13 protein-coding genes are annotated in these 18,997 nt (G+C 70.9%); 7 read left to right on the forward strand and 6 right to left on the reverse strand.

Features of this window, described 5'->3' with window-relative positions:
* The first annotated feature begins 56 nt into the window (after positions 1-56).
* Positions 57-2,747, forward strand: coding sequence for a DNA polymerase I (gene polA / locus INP57_RS21070; protein ID WP_200072010.1), 2,691 nt, complete (start codon positions 57-59; stop codon positions 2,745-2,747).
* A 252-nt stretch (positions 2,748-2,999) separates the two neighbouring features.
* A complete protein-coding gene (locus INP57_RS21075) occupies positions 3,000-3,413 on the forward strand; it encodes a VOC family protein (protein WP_200072011.1) in 414 nt (137 codons plus the stop codon).
* A 55-nt stretch (positions 3,414-3,468) separates the two neighbouring features.
* Here INP57_RS21075 and INP57_RS21080 read toward each other — a convergent pair whose 3' ends face one another.
* The 4 genes from INP57_RS21080 to INP57_RS21095 form a co-directional block, all read right to left on the reverse strand.
* Positions 3,469-5,535, reverse strand: coding sequence for a YhgE/Pip domain-containing protein (locus INP57_RS21080; protein ID WP_200072012.1), 2,067 nt, complete (start codon positions 5,533-5,535; stop codon positions 3,469-3,471).
* Positions 5,532-6,176 (reverse strand): ATP-binding cassette domain-containing protein, encoded by a 645-nt coding sequence (locus tag INP57_RS21085; protein WP_200072013.1) that lies wholly within the window; start codon positions 6,174-6,176, stop codon positions 5,532-5,534. The genes INP57_RS21080 and INP57_RS21085 overlap by 4 nt, the downstream gene beginning before the upstream one ends.
* 33 nt (positions 6,177-6,209) lie before the next feature.
* Positions 6,210-7,142 carry a GNAT family N-acetyltransferase gene (locus tag INP57_RS21090; protein ID WP_200072014.1) on the reverse strand — a complete coding sequence of 311 codons (933 nt, stop codon included), beginning with the start codon at positions 7,140-7,142 and terminating at the stop codon, positions 6,210-6,212.
* Positions 7,143-7,205: 63 nt separating this feature from the next.
* Positions 7,206-8,108, reverse strand: coding sequence for a class I SAM-dependent methyltransferase (locus tag INP57_RS21095; protein ID WP_200072015.1), 903 nt, complete (start codon positions 8,106-8,108; stop codon positions 7,206-7,208).
* 601 nt (positions 8,109-8,709) lie between these two features.
* On the opposite strand from INP57_RS21095, the gene rpsA reads away from it, so the two are divergent.
* Complete coding sequence (rpsA, locus tag INP57_RS21100) at positions 8,710-10,245, forward strand: 30S ribosomal protein S1 (protein WP_200072016.1); 1,536 nt, start codon at positions 8,710-8,712, stop codon at positions 10,243-10,245.
* A 184-nt stretch (positions 10,246-10,429) separates the two neighbouring features.
* Positions 10,430-11,626, forward strand: a complete 1,197-nt coding sequence (gene coaE / locus INP57_RS21105; protein ID WP_200072143.1) for a dephospho-CoA kinase — start codon at positions 10,430-10,432, stop codon at positions 11,624-11,626.
* A gap of 10 nt (positions 11,627-11,636) precedes the next feature.
* Here the strand turns inward: coaE and INP57_RS21110 are convergent, their stop codons facing one another.
* Together INP57_RS21110 and INP57_RS21115 are read right to left on the reverse strand one after the other, a co-directional pair.
* Positions 11,637-12,143 carry a DUF402 domain-containing protein gene (locus INP57_RS21110; protein WP_200072017.1) on the reverse strand — a complete coding sequence of 169 codons (507 nt, stop codon included), beginning with the start codon at positions 12,141-12,143 and terminating at the stop codon, positions 11,637-11,639.
* Positions 12,144-12,282: 139 nt separating this feature from the next.
* Positions 12,283-12,846, reverse strand: coding sequence for a ribonuclease FAU-1 family protein (locus INP57_RS21115; RefSeq protein WP_200072018.1), 564 nt, complete (start codon positions 12,844-12,846; stop codon positions 12,283-12,285).
* 91 nt (positions 12,847-12,937) lie between these two features.
* On the opposite strand from INP57_RS21115, the gene uvrB reads away from it, so the two are divergent.
* From uvrB to INP57_RS21130, 3 genes are all read left to right on the forward strand, one after another.
* Complete coding sequence (gene uvrB / locus INP57_RS21120) at positions 12,938-15,094, forward strand: excinuclease ABC subunit UvrB (RefSeq protein WP_307850196.1); 2,157 nt, start codon at positions 12,938-12,940, stop codon at positions 15,092-15,094.
* A 289-nt stretch (positions 15,095-15,383) separates the two neighbouring features.
* Complete coding sequence (locus tag INP57_RS21125; RefSeq protein WP_200072019.1) at positions 15,384-17,390, forward strand: P-loop NTPase family protein; 2,007 nt, start codon at positions 15,384-15,386, stop codon at positions 17,388-17,390.
* Positions 17,391-17,474: 84 nt separating this feature from the next.
* Complete coding sequence (locus tag INP57_RS21130; RefSeq protein WP_200072020.1) at positions 17,475-18,926, forward strand: hypothetical protein; 1,452 nt, start codon at positions 17,475-17,477, stop codon at positions 18,924-18,926.
* The last annotated feature ends 71 nt before the right edge of the window (positions 18,927-18,997 follow it).

Below are 18,997 nucleotides of genomic sequence, written 5' to 3' on the forward strand. Positions count from 1 at the left end.
TCCTCGCGCCTCGCCGCACGTGCTGTCGGTGGCTCAGCCTAGACTTCGGCGGCGTGATGGCTTCCGAAGACCGACGTTTGCTGCTGATCGACGGCCACTCCATGGCCTACCGAGCGTTCTACGCCCTGCCGAAGGAGAACTTCCAAACCGGCACGGGCCAGCACACCAACGCGGTCTACGGCTTCACCTCGATGCTGATCAACCTGCTGCGCGACGAGCAGCCCACGCACTTCGCGGTCGCCTTCGACGTGTCCCGGAAAACCTTCCGCAGCGAGAAGTTCGCCGACTACAAGGCGAATCGCAGCACCACTCCGGACGAGTTCCGCGGGCAGGTCAGCCTGATCCAGGACGTGCTGGGCGCGCTGTCGGTGCCGGTGCTGAGCATGGACGGCTACGAAGCCGACGACGTGATCGCGACGCTGACCGAGCAGGCCACCGCGGAAGGCTTCCGGGTTTCCATCTGCACCGGCGACCGCGACTCCCTGCAGCTGGTCGACGACCAGGTCACGGTGCTGTACCCGACCAAGGGCGTTTCCGAGCTCACCCGCTTCACCCCGCAGGCCGTGCAGGACAAGTACGGCCTCTCGCCGCAGCAGTACCCGGATTTCGCCGCGCTGCGCGGGGACCCCTCGGACAACCTGCCGAAGATCCCCGGAGTCGGGGAGAAGACCGTGACCAAGTGGATCCAGCAGTTCGGTTCGCTGGACGAGCTGGTCGACCGGGTCGACGAGGTCAAGGGCAAAGCCGGCGACGCGCTGCGGGAACACCTCGCGGCCGTGCAGCTGAACCGGGAACTGACCGAGCTGGTCAAGGAGGTGCCGCTGGGAGTGGCGTCGGACGAGCTGGTGCTGGCCCAGTGGGACCGGGACGCGGTGCACCGGCTGTTCGACGACCTGGAGTTCCGGGTGCTGCGGGATCGGCTGTTCGCGACGCTCTCGTCGGCCGAACCGGAAGTCGAGGAAGGCTTCGAGGTCACCGGCGGTCCGGTGGAGCCCGGTGCGCTGGCCGGATGGCTCGGCGAGCACGCCGCCGACGGCGCACGCGTCGGGATGACCTGCACCGGTACCTGGAGCACCGGCGGCGGTGACCTGCGCACCCTGGCGCTGGTCAACCAGCACGGAGCCGGTGTGCACGCCGACGTCACCGAGCTCACCCCGGACGACGAGAAGGCGCTGGTGGACTGGCTGGCCGACCCGGCGTTGCCGAAGGCCGCGCACGACGTCAAAGGCCCGCTGCACGCGATCCGCAACCGCGGCTGGGAACTGGCGGGCCTGACCAGCGACACCGCGCTGGCCGCCTACCTGGTGCGGCCCGGGCAGCGGTCGTTCGACCTGCCCGATCTGGTGGTGCGCTACCTGCAGCGCGAGCTGCGGGCCGAGCAGGACGGCGGCGATGGTCAGCTGTCCCTGCTCGCCGACGAGGAGCAGGAGAAGGCGAACGCGGCGGCCGCCGAGCTGGTCCGGGCGCGCGCGGTGGGCGAACTGGCGGACGCGCTGGACTCCGAGCTCTCCGCGATCGACAGCGCCGGGCTGCTCACCGACCTGGAACTGCCGCTGCTGGAGGTGATCGGCGAGCTGGAGGCCGCGGGCATCGCGGTCGACGCGTGGCGGCTCGACGAGCTCGGCGCGCACTTCGCCGGGCGGGTCAAGCAGGCCGCGCAGGAGGCCTACGCGGTGATCGGCAAGGAGATCAACCTCGGCTCGCCGAAGCAGCTGCAGGTGGTGCTGTTCGACGAACTCGGGATGCCGAAGACCAAGCGCACCAAGACCGGCTACACCACCGACGCCGAAGCGCTGCAAGGGCTCTACGAGAAGACCGAGCACCCGTTCCTGCAGCACCTGCTGGAGCACCGGGACGCCACCCGGCTCAAGACCACGGTGGAAGGGCTGGTCAAGTCCATCGCCGCGGACGGCCGCATCCACACCACGCTGAACCAGACCATCGCCGCGACCGGCCGGTTGTCCTCGACCGAGCCGAACCTGCAGAACATCCCGATCCGCACCGAGGAAGGCCGCCGGATCCGGGAGGTCTTCGTGGTCGGCGGCGACTACGCGCAGCTGATGACCGCCGACTACAGCCAGATCGAGATGCGGATCATGGCGCACCTGTCCGGCGACGAAGGTCTCATCGAGGCGTTTCGCACCGGTGAGGACCTGCACAGCTTCGTGGCCTCGCAGGCGTTCGGGGTGCCGATCGGGGAGGTCGACCAGGAGCTGCGGCGCCGGGTGAAGGCCATGTCCTACGGGCTGGCCTACGGGCTCTCCGCGTACGGGCTCGCGCAGCAGCTGCGGATCTCGGCGGAGGAGGCGAAGGCGCAGATGGACGCCTACTTCGCCCGCTTCGGCCGGGTGCGGGACTACCTGCACGAGGTGGTGGCGAAGGCGCGGGAGGACGGCTACACCGCGACGATCCTGGGCCGCCGCCGCTACCTGCCGGACCTGCTCAGCGACAACCGGCAGCGCCGGGAAATGGCGGAGCGCATGGCGCTGAACGCGCCGATCCAGGGCAGTGCGGCCGACATCATCAAGGTGGCGATGCTGGGCGTGCACCGCGCGCTGGCGGAGTCGGGGCTGCGCTCGCGGATGCTGCTGCAGGTGCACGACGAGCTGATCATCGAACTGGCCGAGGGCGAGCGGGCCGAGGTGGAGCGGATCGTGCGGGAGCAGATGGGGGCGGCGCATCCGCTGGACGTTCCGCTGGAGGTCTCGGTCGGTGTCGGCGGATCCTGGGACGCCGCGGCGCACTGAGCCGGGCGGACCCGGGTTCCGCGGAACCGGTGGGCCGGTCGGCGGATTTCGGGTCGATCACGAAACGATCATTCGCCCGCGCCGGGCGCGTCCCAGCCATTGAGATGGCGGGACGCGAGCAGGCGGGCCCCAGCTGAGCCTTTCGGGTGATACGGGGGATAGCCTGCCTCCTTTGCGGAACAACGGATGCCGACGACTGCGGTGCGCGGTGCGCGCCCGGCGAACCGGGGCTCGACGCCCCGGAGGAGGAAAATGATCAACATCGACAGAGTGGACCACCTGGTGCTCACCGTGGCCGATGTCGATCGGGCTGCGGAGTTCTACGAGCGGATCCTCGGGATGCGGACGGTGACCTTCCCCGGCGACCGCCGCGCGGTGAGCTTCGGCGACCAGACCATCAAGCTGCACGCGGCCAGCGAACTGGTGGAACCCACCGCCACGCACCCGGTTCCCGGCTCGGCGAACCTGTGCCTGGTCACCGAGCAGCCGATCAGCGAGGTGCAGGAGCACCTGCGCGCCAACGACGTCCGGATCGAGGAAGGCCCGGTGGGGCGCACCGGTGCGGCCGGTCCGATCACGTCGCTGTACCTGCGGGACCCGGACGGCAACCTGCTCGAGGTCGCCCGCTACGACGAAGAAGCCGAGGCGTCCGCCGTCACCGATTGAGGCGCGCGGAAAAAGGGGCCGGAGGTGCGCACCTCCGGCCCCTTCCTCGTCCGGTTCACAAGGACAGTTCCGGCTTCAACCGGGCTGGTGTCCACACCCGCTGGCGCCACGCGGCCGCGGTGCTCAGCAGCAGGCCCGCCGCCAAGTAAGCCACCAGCACCCACGCCGACGTGCCCGCCGCGGCCAGATCTTGGCCGCCGTAGAGCAGATGCCGCAGGCCGGTCACCACGTAGCTCAGCGGCAGCACGTTGTGCAGCGGGTGCAGCGGTGCCGGCGTGGTCTGCCACGGGAACGTGCCGCCCGCGGTGACCAGTTGCAGCACCAGGATCACCAGCGCGATGAACTTCCCGCGCGCCCCGAACGCCGCGTTCAGCGCGTGCACCACCGCGGTGAACGCGAACGACGTGAGCAGCAGGAATCCGACCGTCAGCCACGGGTGCGCGGGCTGCACGCCGACTCCGAACACCACCACGAGGTAGAGCAGCACCGCCTGCGCCGCACCCACGATCGCCGCGGGCAGCCAGCCGCCGAAGGCGATCTTCCACGGCGCCACCCCGCCTGCCAGCGCGCGCTGCGACAGCGGACGCATGATCAGGAACAGCACGAACCCGCCGATCCACAACGCCAGGCCCATGAAGAACGGGGCGAGCCCCGCGCCGTAGGTGGCCGCCTTGACCTGCGCCTGGTTGTCCACCGCGACCGGGTCGCCGATGGTCCGCGCGGTGTCCGTCCTGGTCTTGTCGTCGAGGTCCGGGATGTCCTTGGCGCCCTTGCCGAGTTCGTCGGCGAGGGTGTGCGAACCGTTCTCGAGCTTCCCGGAGCCGTCGGCGAGCTGCTGCGCACCGCCATCGAGCCGGTCCGCGCCGTCGGTGAGCGCACCGGTTCCGTCGAGCGCCTGCTGCTGCCCGGTGTGCAACCGCTGGGCACCGGAGCCCAGCTGGGCGGCACCGCCGGAGAGCGTTCCGGACCCGTCGGTGAGCTGCCCGATGGCGCCGGTGAGCGCGGGCGTCGATTCGGCGAGCTTCCGGTTGCCGTCGGCGACCTGGCGGGAACCGTCGGCGAGCGCGTCCAGCTGCCCGATCTGGCCCTGCACCTGGTCGTTCGTGTCGGTGATCGGCTGGTTCAGCTGGTCCAGGCCGTCCAGCACGCGCTGCACGGTCTGTTCGTCGGCGCCGGTGGAGCGCAATTGGTTCGCGATGCGGGTCTTGTTCTGCTCCAGGTTGTCGACGAACCGCTGCGAGGCTTCGCCGAGCTCGTCCGCGGTGCCCGCGAGCTTCTCGTTGCCGTCGGCGACCTTGTCGGCGCCGTCGGCGAGCTTCGCGGTCTGCTCCGGCAGCGGTGCGGTGCGCTGCTGCAGTTGCTGCAGCCCGTTGTGCAGCTGATCGGCTCCGGCGCTGAGCCGCCCGGTGCCGTCGACGAGCTGCCCTGATCCGTCTACCAGCTGCTGCTGGCCATCCAGCAGCCGGTGCGCCCCGGCGGAGAGCTGACCGGTGCCCTGCTCGGCGGTGCCGATGCCGTCGCGCAGCTGCGTCGCGCCGTCGGCGAGCTTCCCGGCACCGTCGGCGGCCTGCACGGTCTTGTCGTGCACCGTGCCGAAGCCGAGCAGCAGCTGGTCGGCGGCTTCGGTGCCCGCGTCGCCGGCCACGGCCTTGCGCACCTCACCGGCGACCTTGTCGGCGATGGTGGAGATCAAGTAGTTGTTCGTGTCGTTGGTGACCAGCCGCAGCTGCGCCTGCCGCGGCTCGAACTCCCCCGGCGAGAGCAGCGCGGCCGAGAAGTCCTTCGGCACCACCAGCGCGAACGTGTAGCGGCCCTGCTGCACGCCCTGCTCGGCGTCGCGTTCGCCGGTGCGGTGCCAGTCGAAGGAACCGGAACCGGCCAGTTCGTCGTAAACCCGGTCACCGGCGTTGAGCGTGCTGCCGTCCTGGCGCTGCCCGCCCGCGTCGTCGATCACGACGGCGGCGGGCACCGAGTCGAGCCGGTTGTAGGGGTCCCAGTTGGCGTAGAGGTACATCGCGCCGTACAGCAGCGGCACCAGCGTGATGGCGACCAGGGCCAGTCGCGGCAACCTGCCGGAGGTGAGCCTGCGCAGCTCGGTCATGGTCAGGCGGAACGTGGTCATCGGGCACCTTCTTCGGCGGCGCGGCCGTCCGCGCCGATGCGAGCTTGGGGGACGAGGGCGAGCCGGTCGGCGGAATGCGCGGAGCACAGCACGACCACCGCGCGCTGCCTGCGGCTTTCCCGCCGCGCGAGCTCGTACCAGGCGTGCGGGTCGCCGCCGTGCCGGTCCGGGCTGTCCAGCACCAGCGCGGTGGTGCGCTTCGCGGCGCACGCCAGGTCGATCAGCAGCCGGGTGCGTTCGGCGGCGGGCAGGTTCTCCATCCGGGTCGAGGTGTGCTCGGCCAGCTCGTGCGCGGCCAGCCAGGAACGCACCGCGGCGCGCCCGGCGCGGCGGCCGGCGAGGCTGAGCCCCTCGGCGACCACGGTCCGCACCGGCACGCTCGGCTCCGGTTCGGTGATCTCCGGCGCGTCGACGACCGCGACGGCGCGGCGCAGCGCCTTCGGGTCGGCGCGGCCGTCGATCCGCACCGAACCGCGGGCGGGACGCAGCCTGCCGGACAGCGCCAGTGCCAATGCGGTGTGCCCGGAGTTCGGTTCACCGGTCACGACCAGCAGTTCTCCGCTGGACACGCGCATCGAGGTGGGCGCGAGCAAGGTGCTGTGCGCGCCGACGACTTCGACTGCTTCTGCGGCGATCTCCACGACGTCGTCTCGACTCCTTCTCGGCGTGGGAGATCAGCGCAGCGCGGTCGCGGGGCGCACCTCCCACATGGTCCACAGCGGCCGGTAGCCCTGGCGCGGCCAGAACACCGAGGACAGCGGATTCGGCGGGTTGTAGTAGAGGAAGCTGCCGACGGCTCCGGCGCGGACGAACTCCTCGTGCGCCACGGCCATCAGCCGCTGCCCCACGCCGTCCCCGCGGGCCTGCTCGTGCACCGACAAGCAGTTCACGTAGGCCCACAGCCCCCGGCGCAACCGGTGCCCGCCGGGCTGGCGGGCGGTGTCGACCCAGCCGCATTCGGCGAGCGCGATCGGCGTCCCGTCCTGTTCGGCCAGCCACACCGGGTCGGTGCCGGAGTGCAGCCGCTGGCGCGCGGCGATGCGCTTGAGGTCACCGGCTCCCGGGCGGGGCACCGACGTGCCGACGAGGGCGGCGTAATCGTGCTCGGCGATCGCGAGTTCGACGACGGCGTCCAGATCGGCCCGTCCGGCGCGGCGCACTTTTACGGTACCAGGTAGTTCCGTAACGGTGTCCGGGGTCGGCGGGCGGATCGCCATGCAGGACAGCGGCGCGAAACCGTGATCCAGCAGCGCCCGGGTGGCCTGCACGTCCCGGCTGGGCCAAGTGACCACGCAGGACGAGTCCTCGGCGGGGATCGAACGAGCCGCCAGCCACTCCCGCCAGGCCCCCAGCACGCCGTCCATGCCGGCGCGCGGGTGATCACCCAGCAGCGGGAAGAGCTCGAAGACGTCCGACGCCTGCCACAGGCTCTGCGCCGAGCCGGGCGGATTGCGGGTGTGCGCCACCAAGCCCGCCACCGGCTCGCCACCGGGCAAGCGGGCCATCAGCGGGTCGCCCTTGGGCAGCAGGTAGTCGTCCGGCAGCTGCGGATCCAGCTCGCGGAACCGCGCGCACTGCCGGTCCATCAGATCCTGCGCGCCGCCCACGTCCGCCGAACCTCCTCCGTGCCGGGGTGACCCGGATTCTGGCAGCCGCGGCGCGGGACCGGGCTACTGCTCGTCGAGCGTGCAGCAGAAGATCGCGGTGCCGGGGAAGAGCTTGCCGCGCAGCGGGCTCCACTGGCCCCAGGTGTGCGTGGCGCCCTTCGGCCACTCCGGCTCGATCAGATCCACCAGCCGCAAGCCGGCTGCGGCGAGCTGGCGCACGTAGTCGCCGAGCGTGCGGTGGTGCTCCACGTAGGTGGCCTGCCCGAGTCCGTTGACCTCCAGATACGGAGTGCGGTCGAAGTAGGGCTGGGTGACGGTGAGCCCGCCGGGGCCGGGATCGTCCGGGAAGATCCACCGCATCGGATGAGTCACCGAGAACACCCAGCGCCCGCCGGGCCGCAGTACCCGCGCGACCTCGCCGAACACCGCGCCGGAGTCCGCCACGAACGGCACCCCGCCGAACGCGGAGCACGCCAGGTCGAAGCTGCCCGCGGCGAACGGCAGCAGGTCCGCGCTGGCCTGCACCAGCGGCACTTCCACGCCGGTGGCCGCTGCGCCGTCGCGCGCGTGCCGCAACATGCCGGCGGAAATGTCCAACGCCACCGGTTCCGCACCTCGGCGGGCCAGCCAGCGCGAACACGACGCCGAGCCGCAGCCGACCTCCAGGACGCGCTTTCCCGCGACGTCGCCGAGCAGGCCCGCATCGGCTTCCCGGAGGCGCTCCGGGCACCAGACGAAGTCTTCGGCGCCGAGGAATTCGCCGTGCTCGGCCTGGTAATCGTCCGCGTCGGCGTCCCACCACGCACGGCTCGCCAAGCGGGATTCGACCGTGCCCGCGGTGCGCTTGCTCACACCCGTGGTGCCCAGCGCGAGTTCCGCGGCAGCGTGCTCTGAACCGCCGTCCGGCGGTTCGTTGCGCGCCGGGCCGGTCGGAGATCCGGCGGCATCGGGTTCCTGGTTCGGCATCGCCAGTCCTGTGATTCGCCAACTGCGCCGGTATGTGGTTTGCCCGGCGATCGCACGGCCGCGTACGATACCGCCCGCGCCGTGGGTCTTAACGTCTCCGTGCATTCCGGCTGGGAAACCCGCCACGGCCCGGTCCGCCGCTGATCCGACCGAGCGATCACCGCCACGACCGGGACGGACGGAACTACCAGGTCGGGAGCCGTGCCCTGATCGGGATTACCGGTGGGGGGTTCAGCGTTCGACCAGAGGCGGCCCGCGCGGAACCGGCACCGGCTGCCCGGAATCGGACTCCCGGAACCGGACTGGGCGGGCCGCAGCGACCAGGGATCGTCGGCGGAGACCCGCCGAAGCAGCGAACTGGGGCCGATCAGCAAGGCTGAGCCGTACCGGGGACGTGGTTCTCGCCGGTTCCGCTCGTCGCGGTGTCGGCTCCGGAGTCTAAGATCCAGGGCGCAACCCCGAAGGGGTCGGTGCCGGTGCGCGCCGGGTGGTCTGCCAGGCTGGAAGGTCTGCCGGATCGGCCGGTGGCGAGCCGCCGGCCGCTGCGGGGTGAACCGCACAGGCAACCGACAAAACTATCCGTACCGGAGCAACCCACCTGATGTCCACCGACACCACCACCGTCCCGGCTGCAGCCGCTACCAAGCCGCAGGTCGCGGTCAACGACGTCGGGACGGAGGAGGACTTCCTCGCCGCCGTCGACCAAACCATCAAGTACTTCAACGACGGCGACATCGTCGAGGGCACCATCGTCAAGGTCGACCGCGACGAGGTGCTGCTCGACATCGGTTACAAGACCGAGGGCGTCATCCCGTCCCGGGAACTGTCGATCAAGCACGACGTGGACCCGGCCGAGGTCGTCGCGGTCGGCGACTTCGTCGAGGCCCTGGTCCTCCAGAAGGAGGACAAGGAAGGCCGCCTGATCCTGTCCAAGAAGCGCGCCCAGTACGAGCGCGCCTGGGGCACGATCGAGGAGCTCAAGGAGAAGGACGAGCCGGTGCGCGGCACCGTCATCGAGGTCGTCAAGGGCGGCCTCATCCTCGACATCGGGCTGCGCGGCTTCCTGCCCGCGTCGCTGGTCGAGATGCGCCGCGTCCGGGACCTGCAGCCCTACGTCGGCCGCGAGCTCGAAGCCAAGATCATCGAGCTGGACAAGAACCGCAACAACGTGGTGCTGTCCCGTCGCGCCTGGCTGGAGCAGACGCAGTCCGAGGTGCGCAGCGAGTTCCTCAACCAGCTGCAGAACGGCCAGGTCCGCAAGGGCGTGGTGTCCTCCATCGTCAACTTCGGTGCGTTCGTGGACCTCGGTGGTGTCGACGGTCTGGTGCACGTCTCCGAGCTGTCCTGGAAGCACATCGACCACCCGAGCGAGGTCGTCGAGGTCGGCCAGGAGGTCACGGTCGAGGTCCTCAACGTCGAGATGGACCGCGAGCGCGTCTCGCTGTCGCTGAAGGCGACGCAGGAAGACCCGTGGCGGCAGTTCGCCCGCACCCACGCGATCGGCCAGATCGTGCCGGGCAAGGTCACCAAGCTGGTGCCGTTCGGCGCGTTCGTCCGGGTCGACGAGGGCATCGAGGGCCTGGTGCACATCTCCGAGCTGGCCGAGCGCCACGTGGAGATCCCGGAGCAGGTCGTGCAGGTCGGCGACGACGTGATGATCAAGGTCATCGACATCGACCTGGACCGCCGCCGGATCTCGCTGTCGCTGAAGCAGGCCAACGAGGGCTTCACGCCGGACTCCGAGTTCGACCCCACGCAGTACGGCATGGCCGCCGAGTACGACAACGAGGGCAACTACATCTACCCCGAGGGCTTCGACCCGGAGACCGCGGAGTGGCAGGAGGGCTACGAGACCCAGCGCGAGGAGTGGGAGCGGCAGTACTCCGAGGCGCTGTCCCGCTACGAGCAGCACATGAAGCAGGTCCAGAAGGCCGCCGAGGCCGACGCGGAAGCTGCTGCCGAGAGTGCCTCCGGCGGGGGTGGCGGCGGCGGTGCCGCTGCCGGCTCCGGCGAGGCGCAGGGCGGCGGGAACTACTCGTCCGCGGCCTCCTCGTCCGAGCAGCAGGAGGACGCGGGCTCGCTGGCCAGCGACGCGCAGCTCGCCGCGCTGCGGGAGAAGCTCTCCGGCGGCGCCTGATCCGCGCAGACCGGTCGACCCGGTACGGATAGCGCACGGCCCCGCACCTGTTCGCAGGTGCGGGGCCGTTTCGCGTCCGGCCGTTGTCGAGCTCGTGCTGCGCGGGTGGTCGCGCAGCGGAGCCCGCAACCGCGTGGGCTGAAGTGCGAACTTCGGGGCCGCAAGGACTGGCAGGATGGGCCGCATGTTGCGGGTGGGTCTCAGCGGCGGGATCGGATCGGGCAAGTCGACGGTGGCGGCGCGGCTGGTGCAGTGCGGTGCGGTGCTCATCGACGCGGACAAGCTGGCGCGGCAAGTGGTCGAGCCGGGCAGTGCGGGCCTGGCCGAGCTGGTGGATCGCTTCGGGCCGGACATCGTGACGCCGGAAGGCGCGCTGGACCGGCCGGCGATGGCGAAGAAGGTGTTCGGCGACGAGCAGGCGCGGGCCGACCTGAACGCGATCACGCACCCCAGGATCGGCGCGTTGACCGCCGAGCGGATGGCGCAGGCGCCCGCGGACGCGGTCGTGGTGCACGACGTTCCGCTGCTGGTCGAGAACGGTTACGCGCCGAACTACCACCTCGTGCTCATCGTGGACGCTCCCGAACAGGACCGGGTGCGGCGGTTGGTCGACCGCGGCTTGGACGTCGAGGACGCGCGGGCGCGGATCCGCTCGCAGGCGACCGACGAGCAACGCCGCGAGGCGGCCGACGTGTGGCTGGACAACTCCGGGCCGGTGCAGGACCTGGTGGCCGAGGTGGACCGGTTGTGGTCGCAGCGGCTGGTTCCCTTCGAGCAGAACGTGCGCGCGGGGCGGCGCGCCCCGCAACGGCCGCCGCGGATCGTCGAGCCGGACCCGGAGTGGCCGCGGACCGCGCGTCGGCTCGGTGCCCGGATCCGGCAGGCGGCGGGGGACAACGCGGTGCGGGTCGACCACATCGGTTCGACCGCGGTCCCCGGGCTTCCCGCGAAGGACGTCATCGATCTGCAGCTGACCGTCCGGTCGCTGGACGACGCCGACGCCATCGCGGAAGCCTTGGGGGAGGCGGGATTCCCGCTCGACGACGGGATCCGGCGGGACCACCCGCACTCGTTCGCCCCCGACCCGGACCAGTGGCTCAAGCGCTACCACAACGCGGCGGACCCGGGCTCCCCGGTGAACCTGCACCTGCGGGTCCAGGGATCCCCGGGGCAGCGGGTCGCGCTGCTGTTCCGCGACTGGTTGCGGGACGACGAGGCGGCTCGGGCGGACTACTCGAGGGTCAAGCGGGAGCTGGCCCAGCGGTTCGCCGAAGACCCGGATCACGAGCGCTACGCGGCGGCGAAGGAACCGTGGTTCGTCGAAGCCTTGCCGAGCGCGCAGGAATGGGCCTCGCGCGTCGGCTGGGTGGCACCGGACTGACCGGCGCGGCTCACCAAAGGTCGAAGATCCCGAGGTGCGCGAGCCACCGGCTGACGTCCCGGTGCCTGCTCAGCTCGACGAAGAGCCGGTACACCGTGTGCAGCGCATAATCGGCCTGGTTGAGCCGGATCATGCCCGCCGAGACCGCGGTGGCGAACTCCTCGGCATGCACGATGCGGGCCGAACCGTGGTCCGGCACCTGCAGCCCGAGCAGCAGGTCCGTGGTGACCCACGAGCGCGTGTCGTGCTCGATCAGCGCGGCGGTGATCGTGCTGGGCTCGCGCCGGGTGGTCCAGTGCCGGGCGCGGCGCCGCGTGAGCCGCAGGCCGTGGTCCGGCAGCAGCCAGCTCACCTCGCCCTCGTGCACCGGGTCCGCCGGCGTCGCGCACTCCACCGACAAGCCCCACGGCTCCACTTGGCAGCGATTCAGCGGGACGCTGGAACCGGAGGAATGGGAACGTTGCGCACTGAACAGGTCGATCACGTCGACCAACTGAGGAGTGACTGCGGTACCCACGGCCTCAGACAGTAACGTCGATTCGCGCCGATGTGATCCTCAGTACCGTTCTTTAACATAACTTTCGCGCGTTCGCCGGGTACCGATTCGGCCGCCCGCGCGATGATCACCGGTTCAGCGGTAGTGCGATCGGCCGAAATCAGGTTCCTTGCGACGGCTGCCCGCGCCAGCTCAGCGCGACGCCTTCGGAGCGGAGCCAGTCGGCGAGCCGGTAGCCGTACCGGGCCAGCCCGTCCATCGCCGCGCACGCCGCGCGCATCGCGTGCTCCGCGGTCCGCTCGTCGAGCAGTTCCGCCCGCACCGCGAGCAGGTACTCGTCCACGTCCAGCAGCTCCGCGGTCCGGCCCTCCGCGACCTGCACGTCCAGGTAGTGGTCGACGGTGCGCCAGTGGTCCGGGCCCGGTTCGATGGCTGCGACGTCGACGTAGAAGTCCCAGCCGTTCGATTGGCCGGGCAGGAAGTTCCAGCGGGTGATCCGCAGGCGGTGGTCCGGCAGCAGCCAGGATTCCAGCGCCCGCAGCTTCGGGTGGTCGGGGACCGGCCGGGCGAGGTAGAGCCCGAACGGCTCCACCCGGTATTCGGCCACGTGACGAACGATCTGCTTGGGGTCGGTGTTGGTGCCCCGCACCAGGTCGAACAGCTCGACCTTCGGCGGGTGCACCGGCAGCCCGAGGTTTTCCGCGATCTCGCGTTGCGTGGTCACGTGGCAACCATAAGTCGCGAGACGCCTCTCACGGGAGGGGTGAACATCGGGTCCGGGCGTCGTGTCGGTGGGGGCTCGTACCCTCGGACACGTGGCATTCGCGACTGAGTACCCGACACCGGCGGACACGACCCACCGCCCGGTGGGGGACATTCCGCGCAGCGGCGGCAGCTTCCGGATGGTCAGCGACTACGACCCGTCGGGCGACCAGCCGGAGGCGATCGACGCGCTGGAACGGCGGATCCGCGCCAGCGAGGCCAACGTGGTGCTGCTCGGCGCGACCGGCACCGGCAAGTCGGCCACCACGGCCTGGCTGGTCGAACGGCTGCAGCGGCCCACGCTGGTGCTGGAGCCGAACAAGACCCTCGCGGCGCAGATGGCCAACGAGATGCGGGAGTTCTTCCCGGACAACGCGGTCGAGTACTTCGTCAGCTACTACGACTACTACCAGCCGGAAGCCTACGTCCCGCAGACCGACACCTACATCGAGAAGGACTCCTCGATCAACGAGGACGTGGAGCGGCTGCGGCACTCGGCGACCTCGAACCTGCTCAGCAGGCGGGACTGCGTGGTCGTGTCCTCGGTGTCGTGCATCTACGGCCTGGGCACGCCGCAGTCGTACCTGGACCGCTCGATCCAGCTGGAGACCGGCGGTGAGATCGACCGGGACCTGCTGCTGCGCGCGCTGGTGGACGTGCAGTACACCCGCAACGACATCTCCTTCGCCCGCGGGACGTTCCGGGTGCGCGGGGACACCGTCGAGGTGATCCCGGCCTACGAGGAGCTGGCGGTGCGCATCGAGTTCTTCGGCGACGAGATCGAGCGGCTCTATTACCTGCACCCGCTGACCGGCGAGATCGTGCGCGAGGTGGACGACCTGCGGATCTTCCCCGCCACGCACTACGTGGCCGGGCCGGAGCGGATGGAAAAGGCGATCCGCGGCATCGAGTCCGAGCTCGAGGAGCAGCTGGGCAAGCTGGAGAAGCAGAACAAGCTGCTGGAGGCGCAGCGGCTGCGGATGCGCACCCAGTACGACGTGGAAATGATGCGCCAGGTCGGGTTCTGCTCCGGCATCGAGAACTACTCGCGGCACATCGACGGCCGCGACGCCGGGACGGCGCCCGCCACGCTGCTGGACTACTTCCCGGACGACTTCATGCTGGTCATCGACGAGTCGCACCAGACGGTGCCGCAGATCGGCGGGATGTACGAAGGCGACATGTCCCGCAAGCGCACGCTGGTCGAGCACGGTTTCCGGCTGCCCAGCGCGATGGACAACCGGCCGCTGACCTGGGAGGAGTTCGCCGACCGGATCGGCCAGACGGTGTACCTGTCGGCGACCCCCGGCCCGTACGAGATGGGCCGCGCGGGCGGCGAGTTCGTCGAGCAGGTCATCCGCCCGACCGGGCTGGTCGACCCGGAGGTCGTGGTGAAACCGACCGAGGGCCAGATCGACGACCTGGTCGGCGAGATCCGCGAACGCGCCGAGCGCGACGAGCGGGTGCTGGTGACCACGCTGACCAAGAAGATGGCCGAGGACCTCACGGACTACTTCCTGGAGCTGGGGGTGCGGGTGCGCTACCTGCACTCCGAGGTGGACACGCTGCGGCGGGTGGAGCTGCTGCGGCAGCTGCGGCTCGGCGAGTTCGACGTGCTGGTGGGCATCAACCTGCTGCGGGAGGGGCTGGACCTGCCGGAGGTGTCGCTGGTGTCGATCCTCGACGCGGACAAGGAGGGCTTCCTGCGCTCCGGCACCTCGCTGGTGCAGACGATCGGGCGCGCGGCGCGCAACGTCTCCGGCCAGGTGCACATGTACGCGGACACGATGACCGACTCGATGCAGCACGCCATCGACGAGACGAACCGCCGCCGCGCCAAGCAGATCGCCTACAACGACGAGCACGGCATCGATCCGCAACCGCTGCGCAAGAAGATCGCCGACATCCTGGACCGGGTCTACACCGAATCCGAGGACACCGAGGAGTCGGTCTCGGTCGGCGGTTCCGGGCGCAACGCCTCCCGCGGCAAGAAGCCCAGCGGGGAGTCGGTGGCGACCTCCGGTGTGCTGGAGGGCAAGGACACCAGCTCGATGCCGCGCGCCGAGCTGGCGGATCTGGTGCAGCAGCTCAACGACCAGATGATGAACGCGGCCCGCGAGTTGCAGTTCGAGCTGGCGGCCCGGTTGCGCGACGAGATCCAGGACCTGAAGAAGGAACTGCGCGGCATGGACGCCGCCGGGATCCAGTGAGGTCGGCGCGGCGGAGGCCACGGGCGTCCGCCGCGCGGTTCTAGGGTGCAGCGGCATTTCGCGTTACGTGTGATCCGGCCGGACAACCGCGGCATATTCCCGTCCGTCCCACTAATGCCGCAGTGCGCGATGGTTATTTCAACAAGCCGCTGGGCCGAACGGTTCTTTCTGCTGATTAATCGTTGACCGCGGTTTTGCGCGGTCAGTACGCTCCCACTTCTTCTTCCGCCGGGTCGGTTTCTGGGGAATCGGTGGACCCGGAATTCGGTGCTACCGCAGGGGGGTGGGCATGGCTCGGGATGCTGAGCGCTACGCCACGCAGGTGCCGTTGCACGGCAGGGATCGGGAGATCGCCCTCGTCCGGGAGATGCTGGAGCGGCCGGAGCACGACGGTCGGCCCGCGAGCAGGCGGGTGCCGGTGCTGGTGTTCACCGGCGCGCGGGGCAGCGGGAAGACCGCATTGCTCGCGGATCTCGCGAACCGGTGCCGCGAGCGGATCCCGTTCGCCCGGCTGGACTGCGCGCGGCTCGAACGCGACCACCCGGACGGCGAGGAGCGCGGAGCGGCCAGGATGCCGCAGGTGCTGGCCGCGCTGGCCTTCCAGCTCAGCAGGCCGTGCCCGCGCTACGGCGCGGTGGAGTTCGCCCGGCTCATCACCGGGCAGCTGGCGCTGGAGCCGCAGATCGAGGTCGCGCAGTGGGAGAAGGCCCGCAATCAGATCGACGAGGCGCTGCGGACCTATTCGCGGATCCCGGACCCGCCCGACTACCTGGGCGAGCTGGCCGGAGAACTGCTGACCACGGTGCCGGGCCTGCAGGACGCACCCGTCCAGACCGTCGCGCAGCGACTGCCCGGTTGGATCGTGTCCGCGGTGAACTCCGTCCGCAGCAGCCGCGGGAATCCCGCGGTGGGCCGGGACTGGTACGGCGAGCAGGACCGCGGGTTGAGCCTGCGCCCGATCGACGTGCTGGTCGACCTCAACCACAAAGCGCACGAGCCCGCCGCCGAGGGCGGTGACGAGGTCGGCGAGCTGCTGTGGGCGGCGTTCCTGGCGGACCTGCGGGAGGGCTTCGCCCGCGGACGGCGGGCCGAGGCCCGCACGCTCAATTGCACGGTGCTGCTGGACAACGTGGACACGCCTGCCGGGCTGGCGCTGCTGGACGGGCTCACCGGAGCCCGTGAGCGGCGAGCGCACGGCATCGAGCCCGACCCGCTCACCGTGGTGGCGACCAGCCGCACGGACCTGTCCGCGCGCGGTCCCGGTGCCGCGGTCGCCTCGATCGAGTCGGCCTGCTACGCCGACGCGGTGCGCGGGGGAGTGCGGGCGCCGAGCCGGTATTCGGTGCGGCTGGACGACCTCTCGCAAGGCGCGGTGGGGAACATGGTCGCCGCGCTCGGGCCGAAGGTGCGGCAGCGGCAGGTCACCGCGGCGGTGCACCGGTTCACCGGCGGGCACGCGCTGTCCACCCGGCGGGTGCTGGACGCCCTGGCCGAGCAGGGGCTCGCGGAGGCGCAGCTGGGCTCGCTGCTGCCCTGCCCGGTCCGCCCGTCATCCCGGGAGGAACCGGTACCGCTGGAGGAGCTGCTGCTGGCCGAGCTGCTCGCCGGTTCCGAGGAAGCGGCCGCCGCGCTGATCACCACATCCGCGGCCCGCGATCTGGAGCAGGCGCTGCAGCTGGTCAACCAGAGCGCGCTGGCGCCGGAGGTGCAGAACCGGCAGCAGGAGGTCTTCAGCGCGGCGCTGTGGAGCAGCGTCGACGCGGCTGCTCACCGCACCATGCCGCGGGTTCAGCGCACCCTGCTGCTGCGGCGGCTCGCTGCGCGCACCGAAGCGGACGCCGCGGACTGGTCGTCGGTGCACGGCTGGCTGCGCCGGTACTGCGAGAACCACGGCGACGAGGTCGGCGCGCTGCACCACCGGCTGGCGGCAGGCGAGGTGCGGCCGGTCGCGGAGCGGATGACCGCGTTGCTGAAGGAGGTCGACGCGCACGAGTGGCTGCGCCGGCTGCACGCGGTCTGCGCGGCGCCGAACGAGCTCGAACCGGGCGGCTCGCCGGTCGGGAGGGTGCGCGAGCTGACCAGGTGGGCCGATGCGGCGAACGGGTCCGACTCCCATCCCGGTGCGCTGTTGGCGGCCGTGGCCCGCCTGGTGGTGGCGGTGTGGACGGCCGCGGACCCGCTGCTGGTGCCGGGTCGCGAGCTGCGCGGCGAGATCGCCGCCGACCTGGACCAGATCGCGCCCCGTTCCGGGGAGGGCCTGGAGGCGTTCCGCGCGGAAGCGGACCGATACCGGTGAATCAGGGGGAAGCTGATGGCGCACGACGGATTCACTCCGCCGCAGCCGCGGACGGAGACCCGCAGACGGCGGAACCGCCGAATCGTGGCTGCGGCCGCGGTGGTGGTGCTGGTCCTGGCCGCGGGGATCGGCTGGTACGCGCGCGGGTGGGCGCTGGCCGCCCGGGTGCATTGCGGCAGCGGCTGGTGGGTCGATCCTGACCAGGTCGATCACGAGCACGTGGAGCGGTGCATCGGAATCTCCGACTCCTCCACGTTCGGCAACGAGCGGCTCCGGGATGCCGTCGACCTGATCGGCGAGCAGAACGCCTTGGCGACGGGCGATCCGGATCGTTCGGCGGTCACGGTCGCGGTGCTGATTCCCGTGCCGCGCCCCGACCAGGAATTCAGCCCGGCCTCGCAGGACCAGGTGGCGGCGCTGGCCGAAGGCGCCGCCAAGGCGCAGGAACACCTGAACGCGGCCAGGAGCGGCCCGGCGCTGCGCGTCGTGCTGGCCAACGAGGGCTCCGGTGAACAGGGCTGGCAGGCGGTGACCGGGCAGCTGGTGCGGATGAAGGACGATCGGCACCCGCTCGTCGCGGTGACCGGACTCGGGGTGAGCGTGGTCGAGACGTTGCAGGGCGCGCGGGCGCTGGACCGCGCGGAGCTGCCGATGGTGGGCGCGGTGCTCACCGCCAACGGCCTCGACGCGACCGGGCAGGTGGAGGGCGTGGATTCCACCGTGTCCGGCGGCGGCCGGATCGAGGGGCTGTTCCGGGCGAGCCCGAGCAACGGAGCGGAGGCGCAGAAGCTGGACGAATACCTCGACGCGGCGCAGCCCGGCGGAGAGTACGCGCTGGTGCGGGACGCCAACCGCGCGGACTTCTACACCTACGGTCTGGCGAACTCGCTGCGGGATGCGTTCGCGGGGAAGGTCCAGCAGGGGCCGCCGGTGGTGTTCGGCGGCGACTCGGACCCCGGGTCGATCCGCAACCAGCTGAATCTGGTGGCCCGGCAGGTGTGCGGTCGCGGTGGGCTGCTCTACGGCGGACGCGCTTCGCTGCTGCCGGACTTCCTGGAGCGGGTGAGCGAACTCGAGTGCGGCAGCGGTCTCACCGTGGTCACCGGCTCCGACGCGGCCGGCCTGCGCCCGGCCGAGGTGCCGGAGGGCGTCAAGGTGGTCTACGCGGCGCTGGCCGACCCGGACGCGTTGCGCGCCTCGCCCGACCCGCTCGGGCAGAACTACCGGGACTTCGAGGGATCGTTCCTCCGCGACTTCCCGAAAGCCGACCTGGCCAACGGTTGGGCGATCATGGAGTACGACGCGATGCTCGCGGCGGGCACCGCCATCACCAACGCCACGGGCGGCAAGCTCACCGGCGCGCCGCCGTCGTCGCGCAGCGTGCTGAACAGCCTCCGCCAGCTCGGGCCGGACAACGAGGTGACCGGCGCGGGCGGGCTGTTCTGGTTCGACGCCGAGACCGGGGAGCCGCGGAACCACCCGGTCCACGTCGTGGAGGTCTCCGAGGGGCAGCGCAGGCCCGTCCCGGCGAACTGATCACCGCTTCGGCAGGCGGGGACGGCGGGCCGCTACCGTGGCTCGCGACGTCGCTGATCGCCTTGGGGGAG

Origin of the sequence: Saccharopolyspora galaxeae (genome assembly GCF_016526145.1) — a bacterium.
GTDB classification, from domain to species: Bacteria; Actinomycetota; Actinomycetes; order Mycobacteriales; family Pseudonocardiaceae; genus Saccharopolyspora_C; species Saccharopolyspora_C galaxeae.

Bases quoted from the DNA above. Each gene is read 5' to 3' on its own strand.
- coaE (WP_200072143.1), top strand. From the start codon at position 10,430: ATGTTGCGGGTGGGTCTCAGCGGCGGGATCGGATCGGGCAAGTCGACG.
- INP57_RS21125 (WP_200072019.1), top strand. From the start codon at position 15,384: ATGGCTCGGGATGCTGAGCGCTACGCCACGCAGGTGCCGTTGCACGGC.
- rpsA (WP_200072016.1), top strand. From the start codon at position 8,710: ATGTCCACCGACACCACCACCGTCCCGGCTGCAGCCGCTACCAAGCCG.
- INP57_RS21095 (WP_200072015.1), bottom strand. From the start codon at position 8,108: ATGCCGAACCAGGAACCCGATGCCGCCGGATCTCCGACCGGCCCGGCG.
- INP57_RS21080 (WP_200072012.1), bottom strand. From the start codon at position 5,535: ATGACCACGTTCCGCCTGACCATGACCGAGCTGCGCAGGCTCACCTCC.
- polA (WP_200072010.1), top strand. From the start codon at position 57: ATGGCTTCCGAAGACCGACGTTTGCTGCTGATCGACGGCCACTCCATG.
- INP57_RS21075 (WP_200072011.1), top strand. From the start codon at position 3,000: ATGATCAACATCGACAGAGTGGACCACCTGGTGCTCACCGTGGCCGAT.